Source organism: Sphingomonas sp. (genome assembly GCF_030145815.1).
Classification (GTDB): domain Bacteria; phylum Pseudomonadota; class Alphaproteobacteria; order Sphingomonadales; family Sphingomonadaceae; genus Sphingomonas.
Map to the genome: position 1 here is coordinate 30,366 of NZ_JAIXHL010000001.1, position 15,166 is coordinate 45,531.

Below are 15,166 nucleotides of genomic sequence, written 5' to 3' on the forward strand. Positions count from 1 at the left end.
GCTTCAGTTCATCAGCAGCAGCACGTCGGTCGCATCGGCACCGCGATTGGCTACTCGGGCGATGAGCGGGCCGCCGCCGGCGGCGATGCGGCAAGTGAGCAATGCGCCGCCGCTGCTGTCGGTGCAGAGCGGTCGCCCCGCCGCGTCGAGAACGGTCAGCGCGATCGGGGCGGCGCCGATGCGGCGGACGGCGATCGTCGCTGCGGCATCGGCGCTGCGGGTGATGGGCAGCGACCAGGTTGCGCCAGCCGGGACCGTCTGCCGGATCGAGCTGGGCCCTGCGCCGAGCACACCGCGTGCGGCTTCAGCTTCGGCTGCGGCCACCTCGGCCAGCAGGCGGGGGTCGCCTGCTGCGAGCGTCCGGGCCTCGGCGCGCATCTCCGCACCGGTAACGGCGTGTGGGCGATCTTCACCACGAACCGGCAGCGCGATGAGGGTCAGCGCGAGGGCGAGCAGGCGGAGGGCAGCGCGCATCGGATCACGCCGCGCTGGCGGGCCGGGGGCCGGTCCACACCGGCGCGCCGACGCGGAAGCGGACTTGCGGTGCAGGCGTGGCGCTCAGACCGATGCCATTACCGCGATAGCCGACGACCCAGCTTTCGGCGGCGTAGCAGCTGCCGCGCGCGGGGCGGGCAAAGCCATATTGCACCGCGTCGATCTCGGCGAGCATCGCGGGGTCGCTGCGGGCGAGCAGACGCGCTTCGGCATAGAGCGCAGCGGCGGTGGTCGCGCCGGGGGTGAAGACGCTGTGGGGGAGGGCGGCGAGCAGCTTGGCCGCCTCGACCATCGCCAGCGGGTCCTGTGCGGCGCGGGCATAGCTGGCGAGCTCACCCGACAATGCGATGGCGCGCGCGGCGTCGATATCGATCTCGGCGGGGTCGACGATGTGAACGATCTTGGTCATCTGGGCCTCCTGTTGGTGTGGGGCCAGAATGCCGCCGGGGTCAGGCGTCCGCCACTGACGCTTTCGGTCGCGCGGCGAGGAAGCGGCGATAGACCCAGCCGATGCCGATCAGCGCGACCCCGAGGCCCAGGAAGGACAGGATCCGAAGCAACCCGTCGAGCGCGGCGGCATCGATGAGGAACACCTTGAGCGTGACGCAGGTGAGCAGCGCCAGGCCGGCGAGACGCAGGTCGCGGCTGCCCGAGCGGATGCCGAGGGTGAGGCCGGCCAGCGCGAGGAGGAGGAGGGCGATTGAGTATCCGTAGTTTTCGCCGGTGCCGATCGGGCCGGTGATGATCGCGCCATGCGCGGCCTGACGCACCGCGGCGAGGGTGGCGAGCAGGGCGACGGCGATGGCGGCGCGGGTCGCCAGTGGCTTGGGCAGGAAGCGGTAGAGCCAGACGCCGGCCAGCGCGAGGTGCAGGGCGGGCGGGAACAGGCTGACCTGCTGCGCGACGAAGACGGGGTTGAGCACGAGCAGGTCGAACCACAGCAGGCGGCCCAGCGCGAGCGCGAACAGCGGCAGCGCGATGGCGGGCAGGCGGGTGCGCAGCGCGAAAGCGGCCGCGAACAGCGCATGGGTGATCAGCGCACGTTCGATGAAGCCGAGGCCGTCGAAGCGCGGTTCCGTGACGATGGCGAGCGGGAGTTTGGCGAGATGGTAGAGCAACAGCAGCGCGATGGTGAGGCCGGTGCCGAGGACGGCTTTGCGCAACGAGCCGAACTGGCGGCGATCGGGGGTGAGCAAAGCGACGGTGGCGACGAGCGGAAGCAGCGCGCGCAAGCTGTCCGCGAGATCGGGCAGGAATGGCGCGGTGAGACGTTCGCCCGCGAGCGACTGCGCGATCAGCACGAGGTAATCGGCGAGCGGTTCGGCTGCGGCGATCAGGACCGCAGCGACGCCGAGCGACGGCAGGGTGAGCAGCACGCGATCGCCGGTGCGGCGCGCCCAAAGGCCGAGGCCGAGCGTGGCGAGCGCAAAGACGCTTCCAAGCCATGCGAGCGGAACCAGCTGCCCCAGTGCGGTGGCGACCAGGATTGCGGCGAGCATGGCTCCACCGATCAGGCCGGGATCCCCGCTGTCGGTTATCGCGCGGCGGCGCCAGCTGACGCTGAAGGCGAGCCCGGCGGCGAGCAGTTCGAGGCCCGCCCACTGCCAGTCGGTGAGGCGTGATGGCTCCAGCAGATTGGTGAGCAGCACTGGCCCCGCGATGCCGCCGAGCGCGAGGATCGCCCAGCTGCGCGCGCGGTCGAGCAGGATCAGGCCGGGAACGGCGAACAGCAGCGCGAGGAGCGGGGTGGCGATGAAGGTCGCGCCGGACACGGGCGCAACCAATGCGGCTGTCAGCAGCACAAGCGAGAGGGCGAGTGCGGCAAGCGCTCCGGGCAGATGACGCGCATCGCGCCAGGCGAGGAACAAAGCGGCGGCGGCGAGGACGAGGTAGAAGCTCCACGCAAAGCCGTCGAAGGTCAGTGCCGGGGCGAAGATCAGCAGCTGGACGAGGCCGGCGACCAGCGGCGCGGTGCGCAGCCAGGCGCTGGTAACGCCCGCGCGCGGAAGGGCGAGCGTGGCGGCGAGCGCGAGCGCGATGACGAAGGCGGCGGGGGCGGTGAGGCGGGTCGGCTCCAGCGCGACCAGCAGGAAATTGACCCACCCGAAGCCCACGACCGTTGCCGCGAGCGCGAGCCAGCCCCAGCCCCGGTGAATGGCCAGGCCGAACAGCGCGGCGGTAAACAGGCCGAGGTAAACCAGCAGCGGGCCGATGCCGGCGGCGTCATAGCCGGCGACGAGCGGGGCGATGAAGCCTCCGGCCAGCGCCAGGACGGCGGTGGGCGGGCCGTGGCGCAGCGCCAGGAACAGGCCCAGCGCGGTGACGCCGATCATCAGCACGAAGGCGGGAAGCGGGCCGATCAGGTGGTATAGCGCGGCGGCGATGTACAGTGTCGCATAGCTGCTGGCGATGCCAGCGCCCGCCAGCGCCTGACCGATGCGGGGGTCTTCGGCCAGCGCGGGGATGCGGCGGGCGGCCTCACTGGCGCCGACCAGGATCACCGCGAAGAGCGCGGCGAGGATGGTGCGGACTGCGGGCGTGAGGAGGCCGATTTCAACGGCATAGCGGACGAGGAAAAAGCCCGCGACGACCAAGGCGACGGCACCGATCCAGACGGGCAGGCGCGCGCCGATCAGCGATTCGAGGCTGGGGCGGTCGGGTTCGGGCTCAGGAGGGGGTGGCGGCGGTGTTTCGGCGCGCCGGGCTGGCGGGGTGATGGCGGCGGGGGCGGGGCGCGGCGGTGCCGCTTGCATTACGGGCGCGGGTTCGGGTGCGCGAACCGGCTGCGGCTCGGCTCGCGCGCCATGTTCGAGCCACTCGATCCGTCGCGTGAGCGCGCGCAGCCGCTGGCCCTGCACCATCGCGACAATGCCGAGCGCCAGCACGGCGAGGAACAGGATGCCGTCCATCGCGGACCTTGTGGCAGCTTGGTCGCAGTCGCGCCAGTGCGGGTTTGCGGTTGGCAAGACGAACTGCAGTTGCGCCGCGGTTGCGGGGGCGTAGATGTCGCCACATGGAACTGAGCTTCACGAAATGTCACGGGTCGGGGAACGACTTCTGTCTGATCGATTCCCGCGATCTCGATCTGGACGATGCGAGCTGGGGAAGGATCGCGCGGACCTTGTGCGATCGGGCCGGGCCGGTCGGCGCGGACGGGATCTTGTTGCTGACGCCCGGAGATGGCGCGTCGGATTTCGGCATGCGGGTCGTGAATGCCGATGGGTCCGAACCCGAGACCTGTCTGAATGGATTGCGGTGCGTGGCGCGCGCGGGTTTCGAGGCATTGGGCATCGACGCGGCGCGGGTGCGGTTGAAGACCAGCGGGGCTGAAGTCGCGCGCGAGGTGGAGCTGGCTCCCGGCGTTTACACGGTGCGCGAGACGGTGGGACCAGTGGCCACGGATCCGGCGGCGGTGGGCATTCGGGTGGCCCCACCGGTGATCGAGGCGGCGGTGCCGGGACTACCGAGCGACCGCGCCTTTACCGCGCTTGCGATGCCCAATCCGCATCTGATCGCGTTCGTCGAGAAGGTCGATGTCGCCGAGCTGGTCGCGCTGGGGCAATGGTGCGAGGCGGGGCCGGAGTTGCTGGTCGACCGAGCCAATGTGAGTTTTGTCGAAGTGCGCGGCAGCGACCCCGGATCAAGTCCGGGGCTGGCTCTGTTCGTGCAGACGTTCGAGCGCGGGGTCGGGCTGACCAATGCGTGCGGAACCGCGATGGCGGGGTCGGTGCATGCCGCGGGACTGACCGGGCGGCTGCCGTTCGGGGAGTGGCTAACGGTATTCAACCCTGGCGGCCGCGTGCGCGCGCGCGCCGAAGGACCGGCGGGGGGCGATAGGGTGACGATCGCGGGCAATGCGACGTTCGAATGGGAGGGGGTGGTCGAGGTTGACCCGGCGACCGGCGTGGCGGGCGCGGTGCGCGTGGTGCGGCGGCGGGGGGATGAGGTTGCGGCGTGGGAGGGCGCGGTTCGCAACTAAACACCCGTTCAAACGGCCTGCCGAAATGCTCGACCATGCGGCGAGCTACTTGACGGGAAATATCACCTGACTCACGACCGGCGTATCCTCGTTGAGCCGTTCAAGACGGGCTTCGTGAAATATGAGCGATAGCGCAAACCTGTCAGTCGCCAAAGAAGCCGCAAACATCGGTTGAGCGAGCCGACGCGCCCAATCGTCTGCTGACGGGCTATTGCTAATTGCCCTGAAGCCGGGGTAGGCGATCGACCAGTTTGTGCCGAACACATACCCGTCCGGTTCACCAGCCGCCTCCCACCGGGAATAGTCAGTGAAGTCCTCCGACCATGAGCGTTGCCAGATTTCTGGAGACACGGCCGTCCGGATGCTGAGGTCAACGACATGGGTGAAGGTCAGCCGATAGGTGCCGGGTTGGTGACTGAGGCTGACTTCGAGGATCAGGATATAGTCCCGGCCATGGTCAGCGAAGCCGTGGTGCATCACCCCGACGTCCATTGCCGGCAATCCGGCATCGAATAAGGCTGCGAGTGGGTGCATGAGCGAACCATGTCTGACGTCGCGGTGAAGGGCAATCCGGCGCGAGCCCCTTGCCTGCCTCTGACATTCGGCGCCGCGCGCCGATCTACCCCTCTCCCAACCTTCGCTAGGCGGCGGAGCCGCCAAGCTGCGGTATCCCTCTCCCCTATCAAGGGGAGAGGGCGATGGGGGGCGACCGGGCGCTTTCTGCTTCGTCATCCCGGCCTTGTGCCGGGATCCACGGTGCCGAACTTCCCGCGAAAGAGCCTCTTGTCTTGCGCTTGCCGCCCGGTGGATCCCGGCACAGGGCCGGGATGACGATGGTGGGCAAAGGGGGCGGAACGGTCAGCATCGGCTGTGGGACAGAGCCGCGTGGCTGCAGTCGTCCCCCCCTCCGTCATGCTTCGCATGCCACCTCCCTTTGGCGGGGGAGGATTGGGGATTAGCCCTTTGGCTTGGCCGGCTTTTTCGCGCGTTCCGGCGGTTTGCCGTCGATCCTGACCAGTGATGCGAGGCGGCATTCGCCTTCGCGGGGGACGATGATGCTGGCGAAGCGGTCGATTCCGCCGACGCCGCCTGAAGGCCGGAAGCCGATGCGCCAGGCCCAGGGGAGTTCGATGCACGGGGCGAAGAAGGTGCCGCGATACCATTGCCGCCCGGCGCGCAGGTAGATGGCGTCGCGGCCATCGGCGCGGAAGTCGCGGATCATCGAGGGGAAGGGGATGCGGGCCTCTTTGGCGGCGGGGGTGGCGGGGGCTGGGGCCTCCTGCGCCATGGCGGGAAGGGCGGCGGCGAGCAGGGCCAGCGGGGCGAGCAGGGCGGGGCGGTGAGTCATGCTGGCAGCATGGCACAGCTACGATGAACCGGCGATGAGTGAATTGCGAACCAAATGGGAACAAAATGCTTGACATCGTCACGCTGATCTGGCACATAAAGGGAACGCTGAAGAATTGCGAGTCGCGGCGATCGGGTCGCTGAAAACGCGGGTCTTCGGACTTTGAAATCAAATGGATCGGGCCGGGGCGGTGACGCGTGCCGGCCCGATCTGCGTTTGGGAGAATGACGATGGTAAGCGGACGCCGCACCAATCTTGACGGGCGGTCATCGCCGCTGGGCGCGGCGGAGCGCGTGCAGTGGAGCGCGGCGATGCGCGCCACGTTTCTCGACCACCTGGCAGCGACGTGCAATGTGAGCGCAGCGGCCGAAGCGGCGCGCGTGTGCAAGACGTCGGTCTATCAAATCCGGCGCCGCGACGCCGACTTTGCGGCGCAGTGGGAGGAGGCGCTCGCGCTGGGCTATCAGATGGTCGAAACGCGATTGATCGGCCATGTGCTCGCCGGGCTGACGCGGGTGGATCGGATGGACGAACGGGGCGACGCGCCGGCGATCGATTTCGAGGCCGCGCTGAAGCTGTTGTCGCAGCACCGCAACGCAACGGCGAAACCGCACAAGGGGCGCAAGCCGACCTTCGCCGCGCCGGACGATACCGATCGGGTGTTGCTCGAGCGATTGCGGGTGATCGAGGCGCGGCGTGCGCGCGCGCCGATGCAGCTGATCCATCAGGCCGCGACGGCCGAGGCGGTGTCCGATGGCGAGTGACCCGGAGATCGGCGCGGTCATCGACCGGCTGCTTGCGCTGCCCGAGTGCGAACGGGCGGAAGCCGTGCGCGCGATGACCCCGGCGATGCGGCGCGAGTTCCTCGCGCGGTGGAAGCTGTGGGCGCATGGCGGGCAGCTGGTGCCGCCGGGCGACTGGCGGGTGTGGCTGATCCGTGCCGGGCGCGGGTTTGGCAAGACGCGGGCGGGGAGCGAATGGGTCAACCAGCTGGCAGTGGATGAACCCGAGGGGCGGTTTGCGCTGGTCGGCGCGAGCCTGGACGAAGTGCGGCGGGTGATGATCGAGGGGCAGTCGGGGCTGATCGCGACGGCGCGGTCCGACCGGCAACCGGTGTGGAAGGCGAGCGCGCGCGAGCTGCACTGGCCGTCGGGCGCGGTGGCCTTTGCCTATTCGGCGGAGTCGCCCGAAGGGCTGCGCGGGCCGGAGCATCATGCCGCCTGGGCCGATGAGCTGGGCAAATGGGGCCGCCGGGGCGATGCGGCGTGGGACAATCTGGCGATGGGATTGCGGCTGGGCGAGCGGCCGCGCGTGCTGGTGACGACGACGCCGCGATCGACGCGGCTGATGCGGCGGGTGATGGCGCTGCCGAGCTGCGTCGAGACGCGCGGGCGCACGCGGGACAATCCGCATCTGCCCGCGAGCTTCGTCGAAGCGATGGAGGCCGAATATGGCGGCACGCGGCTGGGGCGGCAGGAGCTGGAGGGCGAGCTGCTGTGCGATGTGCCGGGCGCGCTGTGGACGCGGGCGATGATCGAGGCGGCTCGGGCGGTTGTGGTGGATGAGCCGGTCCGGGTGGTGGTCGGCGTCGATCCGCCAGCGAGTGCGGAGGGCGATGCGTGCGGGATCGTCGCGGTGGCGATCGATGACGCGGGGCGGCTGTGCGTGCTGGAGGATGCGAGCGTTGCCGGGCTGTCGCCCGAGGGCTGGGCGCTCGCTGTGGCGGCGTGTGCCGACCGGCATGGCGCGGATCGCGTGGTGGCGGAGAAGAACCAGGGCGGTGACATGGTCGAGAGCGTGCTGCGCGCGGCGGCGGTGGCGATGCCGGTGCGGCTGGTCCATGCCAGCCGGGGCAAGGCGGCGCGGGCCGAGCCGGTGGCGGCGCTGTACGAGCGGGGCCATGTGCGGCACGCGGCGGCGTTTGTGGCGCTGGAGGATGAACTGTGCGGGCTGGTGCGCGGGGGCGATTATGCCGGGCCGGGGCGCTCGCCGGATCGCGCCGATGCACTGGTATGGGCGGCGTGGGAGCTGGTGTTCGGGTGGAAGGGCGAGGTCGGGGTGCGCAAGCCGTGATATCGGCTCTAGGCGATGCGCTCGCCCCCCGCTAAGCCACGCCCCATGTGCGTGCTGGCGTTGGCGTGGGGAATGCATCCCAATTGGTTGTTGGTCGCCGCGGGGAACCGTGACGAGCGGCATGCGCGCGCGACCTTGCCGCTGTCGCGCTGGATGGCGAAGGGGCCGGTGATCGGCGGGCGCGATCTGGAGGCCGGGGGGACCTGGCTGGCGGTGAACGAGGCCGGGCGGCTGGCGGCGGTGACCAATGTGCGCGGCGAGGCGGCCGATCCGGGCAAGCTGTCGCGCGGGGCGCTGGTGACCGATATGCTCGCCGGGCATGAGCCAGAGGATCTGAACGCGTACAACCCGTTCAACCTGATCGCGGTGGATCGCGACGGGCCGCTGTATCTGTCGAACCGGCCCGATCCGGTGCGGCGGCCGCTGAGCCCGGGGATGCACGGGCTGTCGAACGGGTTGTTCGATACGCTGTGGCCCAAGACGATCCGGGTGCAGATGGCGCTGACCGCCTGGCTGCAGGAAGGCAGCGCGTCGATGGAGAAACTGTTCGCGGCGCTGGCGGACGAGCGGCCGGCAGGGGCGGCGGAGCGCTATGAGCCCGATCCGTTCGAGCCGGTGGACTCGCCGGTGTTCATCCGCAACCCGGTCTATGGCACGCGGTGCAGCACGGTGGTGACGGTGGACCATCTGGGCCGTGGGCGGATTGCGGAGCGGCGGTTCAGTTCGACGGGTCTGCTCGAGGGCGAAAGTGTCCTCAGCTTTACGTGGAGTTGAGATGACCCCGAGAGAGCTGATCGGCGTGGCCGAGGTGCCGGGCGGGGAGCCGTTGCGGCTGGTGCGGCATGGGCGTGACTTCATCATCATGCTCGAGCGTAACGAGCTGATGTCGAGCCGGATGAGCGGATCGGAAGAGGCGCTGGCGGAGATGACGCTGGACCGGCTGAACGACCCGGCGAATGCGCGGCTGCTGATCGGCGGATATGGCATGGGGTTTACGCTGCGCGCGGCGCTCAAGCGGCTGGGGCCGAAGGGGTGGGCGTGCGTGGTCGAGCTGGTGCCCGGCATCATCGAGTGGGCGCGCGGGCCGATGGCGGAGCTGGCCGACGGGTGCCTGGACGATCCGCGCACGCAGTTGGTGATGGGCGATGTCGGCGCGGAGATCGCGCGCAGCCGGGGCAGCTGGGAGGCGATCCTGTTGGATGTCGACAATGGTCCCGACGGGCTGACGCGCGATGCCAATAACGGGCTGTACACGATGCGCGGGCTGGAGCGGGCGCGGGCGGCGCTGGCGCCGGGCGGGGTGCTGGCAGTGTGGTCGGCGGGGCCGGACCCGGCCTTTACGCGGCGGATGCGCGATGCGGGGTTTGCGGTGGAAGAGGTTCAGGTGCGGGCGCGTTCGAATGGGAAAGGCCCGCGGCACGTGATCTGGTTCGGTAGGAAGCGGTAAGAGTCTTTTAGGCGCGCAGACGCGCGCGCCCTCCCCCAGCCCCTCCCGCTAGCGGGAGGGGAGTTTTAGCGGAGAATTTCTATGAAATGGTTCGGGCGGAAGTCCGGGCGCGAGGGTTCGCGTCCGGTGTTGGCGCGTGGGCAGGGCGCGGGCGCGGTGCTGGGCGAGTGGCCGCAGAGTTACGAGGCGCAGGTGCGCGCGGGCTATACGGCCAATCCGGTGGCGCAGCGGGCGGTGAAGATCATTGCCGAGGGGGTGGCCGCCGCGCCGGTTGCGGCGAGCGATGCGGCGTTGCTGAAGCTGGTCGCCGCGCGCAGCCAGGGGCAGGAATTGGGGGCGACGATCGCCGCGCAGTTGCTGTTGCACGGCAATGCCTATGTGCAGCTGCTGGGCGACGGCGCGGGGGGCGTGGCGGAGTTGTTCGCGCTGCGGCCCGAGCGGGTGAGCGTCGAAACCGATGCCGGGGGGTGGCCGGTCGGTTACCGTTATCGCGTCGGCGGGAGCGTCACCACGATCGCGGCGGAGGATGCGGCGGGACGGCCGCAGGTCGTGCATCTGAAGGCGTTCAACCCGGTCGACGATCATTATGGCCTGGGCTGCCTGGGCGCAGCGAGCGGCGCGATCGCGATCCACAATGCCGCGACGCGGTGGAACAAGGCGCTGCTGGACAATGCGGCGCGGCCTTCGGGGGCGCTGGTGTACGAGCCGGGCGACGGGAGCGCGCTGTCGCCGGCGCAGTTCGAGCGGCTCAAGAGCGAGATGGAGGCGGGCTTTGCCGGGGCCGCCAATGCCGGGCGGCCGATGCTGCTGGAGGGCGGGCTGAAGTGGCAGGCGATGAGCCTGACGCCTGCCGACATGGATTTCGTCGGGCTGAAGGCGGCGGCGGCGCGCGAGATCGCGCTGGCGTTTGGGGTGCCGCCGATGCTGATCGGGCTGCCCGGCGACAATAGCTACGCGAATTATCGCGAGGCGAACAAGGCGGTGTGGCGGATGACGATCCTGCCGCTGGCGGACAAGATCCTGACCGAATTGGCGCAGGGGCTGTCGCCCTGGTTCCCCGGCGCGCACCTGCGGGTTGCGGTCGACAAGGTCCCGGCGATGGCCGAGGACCGCGAGCGGCTGTGGCGCGGCGTGAGCGCGGCTGAATTCCTGACGCCCGAGGAGAAGCGCGCGCTGGTGGGGATCGTGCCGTGAGCGCGCCGGTGGACGGCAAGCTGCTAGCTCAGCTGATCGCGCAGGGAAGCGCCGAAGGGGCGGATATGGCGACGCTGTGCGCGGTGGCGGAGGAAGCGGGCGAGCTGGGCGCGACTCGGGCGTTGGCGCGGCTGGGGCTGGATGATCCGCACGCGGGCAAGGACATGGGCGAGCTGCGCGAGCTGCTGGAGGCGTGGCGCGATGCCAAGCGATCGGCGGTGAAGGCGGTGGCCGGGTGGGTCGTACGGATGCTGCTGGCGCTGGTGGTGGTGGGGCTGGCGGTGAAGCTGGGGTTTTGGGGGGTGGGGAAGTGACCTCCGACCAAGTTCGGGGCAGGGCCTTGTCCCCCTCCCGCTTACGGGAGGGGCCAGGGGAGGGCGTGTCGGGTCCGACTGGTGCCGGGTGTGCGGACAGGCCCTCCCCCGACCCCTCCCGCACGCGGGAGGGGAGTAATCGTGCGGGGACTGGCGTCCGGTTCGCGGGCTATGCGGCGGTGTTCGATGTGCCGGACCGGGGCGGGGACGTGATCCGGGCCGGGGCGTTCGGAGCGCGCGTGCGGCGGGTGCCGCTGCTGTGGCAGCATCGCGGGGCGCCGGTGGGCGTGATCGAGGCGATCGGCGAGGATGCGCGGGGCTTGCGGGTGACGGCGCGGGTCTATGTGCCCGAGCTGGCGGCGTTGGTGGCGCGGGGCGCGGTCAATGGCCTCAGCTTTGGGTATCGCACCGTCAAGGCGCGGCAGGGGCGGTGGCGCGAGATCGAGGCGCTCGAGCTGTGCGAGGTGAGTCTGGTGGCGCGGCCGATGCAGCCGCATGCGCGGGTGCATGCGGTGGTGGGCGCGGCTGTCGGTCTCTGCGAGGCGGTGACCGCCCCACCCCAACCCATTGCCGGGTCGGTCAGGCCCCCGGCCTGACCTGAACCACGCGGGGCGTGGTTCACCCGGCAATCCTGAAGGGGAGGGGCTTACTGGCTAGCGCAGGCGGCGCGCGTTGGCGCGGACTTTGCGTCGATAGTGGGCGAGCGCCTTGCGGGTGGTGGTGGCGGGGCTCACGCCCATGGCACCGGACATCATCGCCATCTGGAGCTCGAACGCGGCGGTCATTTTTTCGGAGACCATGCGTTCAGTTTCGCGCTGTGCTTCGGGGCCGCCCTGGGCGATTTTGGCTGCGCGCAGTCCGATCACGGCGGCGGATTCCCAGCCGAGCGACCAGGCGTCGAATCCGGCGTTCATCCAGCTTCTGTTCGATCGTTTGGACATTTGGAATTCCCGGAGTCACGGTGCGTCGCGGTCCTAACGATACAGGATCGCGGATGGGCCCGCCGAGGCGTCGATATAGCGGACAGCCACTTCATTTTTTGAAACGACGGGGTTCGCGTGGTGCGGGCCCCCTCCACCATGCCTTCGGGCATACGGCTCGCGACGCGAGCCGGTTTCGCTGCTGCAAGGTGCCCCGGCACCTCGCTGATCGCAGCTACACCCCCCTCCCCGTTCCTCCGGCCTTCGCCGGGGCAGGCGCGGAGGATTTTCTGTTGGAACGGGAGACACTTATGGAAACGAAGGCAGATGTCCTCGAACAGTCGTTCGAGGCGGTGGAAGCGGCTGGCGCGCCGGTGGCACGGCCGATGTTGAGCGGCGCGCGCAGTGTGACGGGCGCGGCGTTCGAGGGGTTTTTGCGTAGCGGCAGCGGCGCGCTGGAGATGAAGGCGCTGTCGGGGGCGAGCGGAGCCGAGGGCGGCTATGCCGTGCCCCGCGAGATCGACGCCCTGGTCGATGCGACGCTGGCGAGCATTTCGCCGATCCGCGCCATCGCCAATGTCGTGACGGTGGGCAGCGCGGGATATCGCAAGCTGGTCGCGTCGGGCGGGACCGAATCCGGCTGGGCGAGCGAGACGGCGGCGCGCGACGAAACCGATACGCCGGTGTTCAACGAGATCGCCCCGCCGATGGGCGACCTGTTCGCCAATCCGGCGGCGAGCCAGGCGATGCTGGACGATGCCGCCTTCGACGTCGAAGCATGGCTGGCAGACGAGATCGCGCGCGAATTTGCGCGGGCCGAGGGCGCGGCGTTCGTCAGCGGCAACGGGACCAACAAGCCCAAGGGGTTCCTGACCTATGCCACCGCGGCGACGGGCGATGACGTGCGGGCGTTCGGCACGCTGCAGCACATCGTGTCGGGTGCGGCGGGTGCGTTTGCGGCCAATCCCGAGGAAAAGCTGATCGACCTGGTCCAGGCGCTGCGCCCGCCATACCGCCAGGGTGCGGTGTTTGCCATGAATTCGGCGACGCTGGCGCGCATTCGCAAGTTCAAGACGAGCGACGGCGCATTGCTGTGGCAGCCGTCGCTGAGCGCGGGGCAGCCGGCGACGTTGCTGGGCTATCCGGTGGTCGAAGCCGAGGACATGCCGGACATCGCGGCCAATTCGCTGTCGATCGCGTTCGGCAATTTCAAGGCCGGTTATCTGATCGCCGAGCGCGGCGAGACGCAGATCCTGCGCGATCCGTACAGCAACAAGCCGTTCGTCCACTTCTACGCCACCAAGCGGGTCGGCGGCGCGGTGACCAACAGCGAGGCGATCAAGGTCATGAAGTTTTCCGCCTCGTGACACTTTGATCGGCAGGGTTAGCGGGGCGGAAGCCATCGCGATTCTGCCGATCGTTGCATGCCTGATACAGTCGGGCCGGGGCGATGCGGGCGCCCCGGCCAGTTCCGACTTTACCACCGCGGGAGCAGATACATGGCAGAGCTGATTTACGCAGATTTGGTCGAGGAAACCACGACCACGACAGGAACTGGCGCGATTACGCCAGCAGGTGCAGTGACCGGGTCGCGCAGCTTTGCATCGGTGCTGAGCGAGGGCGATCAATTCTATTATGCGATCGATGGCGCGCCGGCGGATGCAAGCATGTTCGAAGTCGGGATCGGGACCTTTACGAGCGGGACCATCGAGCGCGATCCGATCGTCTCCTCGGACGGCACCACCGCGATCGACTTGCCGGTCGGCACCAAGTCGGTTTCGCTGACGGTCGCGGCGCAATTCTATGAGACAGTACAGGCGCACGACGTGTTCGCGGCGTGGCAGGCGATCCCAGGAAATGAGAGCCTGACCGTCACCGATTTTCTCGACGAGATCACCGGGGTGAACGGGCTGTCGGCGCCGGTATATACTATCGAGGCCGAAACGCCGCCGGACATCGATCAGGGCTGGTCGCAGGAAGGGGTCATCTATGACTCGCCATCGCGCGACGAGGGCGGCATGCCCTCCACGATCCAGTTCGGGCTGAACTTCACCTACGGCCCCTATTCTGCGGATTCGCAATATCCCGGCCAGCCGGAATATACGAACAACGTCGTCGGACTGAGCTGGAACCTCAACACCAGCTTTACCCCGATCAATACCGCGATGGGCGGGCCGTCGATCCGCGTGGAGAGCCGGTTCAAGAAGCCGAGCCGCAATCCGGCAAAATCGGGCCAGTGGATCGACGGGTCCGAATTCCACCATGCGATGCACACGACGGGATCGAGTGGTTTGGAGTATCGCCCGATCAGCATCTATGCCCCGTTCGACAGCGATGATTGGGGCAATGATTCCGACATCAGCTTTCAGGGCGCATTCTATGCCTTTGCCGACGGGTATCGAAATTCGCATGTGACATTCGGTTGGAACGGTGCGGCGGGCGACACCAAGTCGATCAACCTGTCGGAGCAGGTGCGGGTCAACCGGCTGGGCAACAACCAGGCGTTCATGACCCAGACCAATGCGGCAGGCACTGCGCAGCTCAACCTGCCTTACGTCAATTCGGGCAATGGCTATACGTTCGAACGCGACATCTACTTGAGCGCGGGGAATGTCGGGACCAATCCGCTGGGCATCCAGTCGCTCTTGACCATGGTCGGAACATCCGGCTTCACCAATGGCGCGCGGATGATCTACCTCACGACCAATGCGGTGACGGGGTCGGTGACCGGGTTCGAGACCGAGATTTCCGCGTCGACGCGGTTCGAGGGGTTCAAGCTGCGCAACACCCATGCGAGCGGCGTCGCGGGCGGCCGGATCCAGGGCAATGGCAACCTGTATCTCGACTTCTTCAACGAGGCGAATTTCCACCGCTGGGGCCTGCGGCTCAAGACCAATGGCGATTTCACGATCGGCCAGACCGTGCAGGGCGCCGACATATCCGATGCATTGCGGATCAACTTCACGACGCTGCAGACGCAGTTCATGAAGGCGCCGAAGTTGCCGGGTGCGACCGTGGCGGGTGCCGGGTCGGCGGCGAGCGCGGGGGCCGGGGCGCTGCACTATGTGACCGATCTGAATGCCACCACCACCGGGAGCGTTGCGGCCGGTGGCGGGAGCAATGGCGGGGTCGTCGTCAGCGACGGCACCGACTGGCGGATCATGGCAGCATGGTAAGCGGGCAACGGGGCGCCACGATCGGTCGTACGCGCATCGCCGCTGGCGCAATCGGCAAGGCGCAGCAGGCCCGATCGCTTCTGGCGCGGCTGGTAAAACTGGCCGGGGCGGCGCGTGCGGGCAGCGATGGCAGCTACACGATCCGGGCGGAGGATGGCGCGCGGGTGCTGCACGCGGGCTGAAGCGCCGCGATACTGAAAATGGGTGAGGGGCGGTCCGT

The 15,166-nt window shown here is 68.8% G+C and carries 17 protein-coding genes; 11 read left to right on the forward strand and 6 right to left on the reverse strand.

Annotated features, from left to right (window positions below; all coding sequences use genetic code 11):
* Positions 1–3: 3 nt before the first annotated feature.
* Genes KYX69_RS00180 through KYX69_RS00190 form a run of 3 tightly spaced genes read right to left on the reverse strand, consistent with a single transcriptional unit; the run spans position 4 to position 3,404 of the window.
* Positions 4–474, reverse strand: coding sequence for a hypothetical protein (locus tag KYX69_RS00180; protein WP_066682398.1), 471 nt, complete (start codon positions 472–474; stop codon positions 4–6).
* Between the two features lie 4 nt (positions 475–478).
* Positions 479–904 carry a hypothetical protein gene (locus KYX69_RS00185; RefSeq protein WP_300492524.1) on the reverse strand — a complete coding sequence of 142 codons (426 nt, stop codon included), beginning with the start codon at positions 902–904 and terminating at the stop codon, positions 479–481.
* A 40-nt stretch (positions 905–944) separates the two neighbouring features.
* Positions 945–3,404 (reverse strand): DUF2339 domain-containing protein, encoded by a 2,460-nt coding sequence (locus KYX69_RS00190; protein ID WP_300492525.1) that lies wholly within the window; start codon positions 3,402–3,404, stop codon positions 945–947.
* Positions 3,405–3,508: 104 nt separating this feature from the next.
* On the opposite strand from KYX69_RS00190, the gene dapF reads away from it, so the two are divergent.
* Positions 3,509–4,474: a diaminopimelate epimerase gene (gene dapF / locus KYX69_RS00195; protein ID WP_300492526.1), complete on the forward strand. Its 966-nt coding sequence runs from the start codon at positions 3,509–3,511 to the stop codon at positions 4,472–4,474.
* Positions 4,475–4,519: 45 nt separating this feature from the next.
* Here the strand turns inward: dapF and KYX69_RS00200 are convergent, their stop codons facing one another.
* Positions 4,520–5,008, reverse strand: a complete 489-nt coding sequence (locus KYX69_RS00200; protein ID WP_300492527.1) for a hypothetical protein — start codon at positions 5,006–5,008, stop codon at positions 4,520–4,522.
* A gap of 421 nt (positions 5,009–5,429) precedes the next feature.
* Positions 5,430–5,822, reverse strand: a complete 393-nt coding sequence (locus KYX69_RS00205; protein ID WP_300492528.1) for a hypothetical protein — start codon at positions 5,820–5,822, stop codon at positions 5,430–5,432.
* 230 nt (positions 5,823–6,052) lie between these two features.
* Between KYX69_RS00205 and KYX69_RS00210 the strand changes: the two genes are divergently transcribed.
* The 7 genes from KYX69_RS00210 (at position 6,053) to KYX69_RS00240 (ending at position 11,446) form a co-directional block, all read left to right on the forward strand.
* Positions 6,053–6,586, forward strand: a complete 534-nt coding sequence (locus tag KYX69_RS00210) for a hypothetical protein (RefSeq protein ID WP_300492529.1) — start codon at positions 6,053–6,055, stop codon at positions 6,584–6,586.
* Positions 6,576–7,895 (forward strand): terminase family protein, encoded by a 1,320-nt coding sequence (locus tag KYX69_RS00215; protein ID WP_300492530.1) that lies wholly within the window; start codon positions 6,576–6,578, stop codon positions 7,893–7,895. Before KYX69_RS00210 ends, KYX69_RS00215 begins: the two co-directional genes overlap by 11 nt.
* 45 nt (positions 7,896–7,940) lie before the next feature.
* Positions 7,941–8,669 carry an NRDE family protein gene (locus KYX69_RS00220; protein WP_066658776.1) on the forward strand — a complete coding sequence of 243 codons (729 nt, stop codon included), beginning with the start codon at positions 7,941–7,943 and terminating at the stop codon, positions 8,667–8,669.
* A 1-nt stretch (position 8,670) separates the two neighbouring features.
* Positions 8,671–9,342: a spermidine synthase gene (locus KYX69_RS00225; protein ID WP_300492531.1), complete on the forward strand. Its 672-nt coding sequence runs from the start codon at positions 8,671–8,673 to the stop codon at positions 9,340–9,342.
* A gap of 81 nt (positions 9,343–9,423) precedes the next feature.
* A complete protein-coding gene (locus KYX69_RS00230; RefSeq protein WP_300492532.1) occupies positions 9,424–10,536 on the forward strand; it encodes a phage portal protein in 1,113 nt (370 codons plus the stop codon).
* A gap of 65 nt (positions 10,537–10,601) precedes the next feature.
* Positions 10,602–10,850 (forward strand): DUF6127 family protein, encoded by a 249-nt coding sequence (locus tag KYX69_RS00235; RefSeq protein ID WP_300492840.1) that lies wholly within the window; start codon positions 10,602–10,604, stop codon positions 10,848–10,850.
* A 65-nt stretch (positions 10,851–10,915) separates the two neighbouring features.
* Positions 10,916–11,446 carry an HK97 family phage prohead protease gene (locus KYX69_RS00240; RefSeq protein WP_300492533.1) on the forward strand — a complete coding sequence of 177 codons (531 nt, stop codon included), beginning with the start codon at positions 10,916–10,918 and terminating at the stop codon, positions 11,444–11,446.
* 57 nt (positions 11,447–11,503) lie between these two features.
* Here KYX69_RS00240 and KYX69_RS00245 read toward each other — a convergent pair whose 3' ends face one another.
* On the reverse strand, positions 11,504–11,764 hold the full coding sequence (locus KYX69_RS00245) for a hypothetical protein (RefSeq protein WP_300492534.1): 261 nt from the start codon (positions 11,762–11,764) through the stop codon (positions 11,504–11,506).
* A gap of 392 nt (positions 11,765–12,156) precedes the next feature.
* Between KYX69_RS00245 and KYX69_RS00250 the strand changes: the two genes are divergently transcribed.
* The 3 genes from KYX69_RS00250 (at position 12,157) to KYX69_RS00260 (ending at position 15,128) form a co-directional block, all read left to right on the forward strand.
* Entirely contained in the window at positions 12,157–13,137 is a 981-nt protein-coding gene (locus KYX69_RS00250; protein WP_300492842.1) for a phage major capsid protein, read from the forward strand.
* Positions 13,138–13,269: 132 nt separating this feature from the next.
* Entirely contained in the window at positions 13,270–14,946 is a 1,677-nt protein-coding gene (locus tag KYX69_RS00255) for a hypothetical protein (protein WP_066681889.1), read from the forward strand.
* On the forward strand, positions 14,940–15,128 hold the full coding sequence (locus KYX69_RS00260; protein ID WP_300492535.1) for a hypothetical protein: 189 nt from the start codon (positions 14,940–14,942) through the stop codon (positions 15,126–15,128). Before KYX69_RS00255 ends, KYX69_RS00260 begins: the two co-directional genes overlap by 7 nt.
* Positions 15,129–15,166 lie beyond the last annotated feature (38 nt).

Coding starts and splice junctions, on each gene's coding strand:
- KYX69_RS00250 (WP_300492842.1), top strand. CDS start 12,157: ATGTTGAGCGGCGCGCGCAGTGTGACGGGCGCGGCGTTCGAGGGGTTT.
- KYX69_RS00220 (WP_066658776.1), top strand. CDS start 7,941: ATGTGCGTGCTGGCGTTGGCGTGGGGAATGCATCCCAATTGGTTGTTG.
- KYX69_RS00210 (WP_300492529.1), top strand. CDS start 6,053: ATGGTAAGCGGACGCCGCACCAATCTTGACGGGCGGTCATCGCCGCTG.
- KYX69_RS00215 (WP_300492530.1), top strand. CDS start 6,576: ATGGCGAGTGACCCGGAGATCGGCGCGGTCATCGACCGGCTGCTTGCG.
- KYX69_RS00230 (WP_300492532.1), top strand. CDS start 9,424: ATGAAATGGTTCGGGCGGAAGTCCGGGCGCGAGGGTTCGCGTCCGGTG.
- KYX69_RS00255 (WP_066681889.1), top strand. CDS start 13,270: ATGGCAGAGCTGATTTACGCAGATTTGGTCGAGGAAACCACGACCACG.
- KYX69_RS00235 (WP_300492840.1), top strand. CDS start 10,602: ATGGCGACGCTGTGCGCGGTGGCGGAGGAAGCGGGCGAGCTGGGCGCG.
- dapF (WP_300492526.1), top strand. CDS start 3,509: ATGGAACTGAGCTTCACGAAATGTCACGGGTCGGGGAACGACTTCTGT.
- KYX69_RS00190 (WP_300492525.1), bottom strand. CDS start 3,404: ATGGACGGCATCCTGTTCCTCGCCGTGCTGGCGCTCGGCATTGTCGCG.
- KYX69_RS00260 (WP_300492535.1), top strand. CDS start 14,940: ATGGTAAGCGGGCAACGGGGCGCCACGATCGGTCGTACGCGCATCGCC.
- KYX69_RS00225 (WP_300492531.1), top strand. CDS start 8,671: ATGACCCCGAGAGAGCTGATCGGCGTGGCCGAGGTGCCGGGCGGGGAG.
- KYX69_RS00180 (WP_066682398.1), bottom strand. CDS start 474: ATGCGCGCTGCCCTCCGCCTGCTCGCCCTCGCGCTGACCCTCATCGCG.
- KYX69_RS00200 (WP_300492527.1), bottom strand. CDS start 5,008: ATGCACCCACTCGCAGCCTTATTCGATGCCGGATTGCCGGCAATGGAC.
- KYX69_RS00185 (WP_300492524.1), bottom strand. CDS start 904: ATGACCAAGATCGTTCACATCGTCGACCCCGCCGAGATCGATATCGAC.
- KYX69_RS00245 (WP_300492534.1), bottom strand. CDS start 11,764: ATGAACGCCGGATTCGACGCCTGGTCGCTCGGCTGGGAATCCGCCGCC.
- KYX69_RS00205 (WP_300492528.1), bottom strand. CDS start 5,822: ATGACTCACCGCCCCGCCCTGCTCGCCCCGCTGGCCCTGCTCGCCGCC.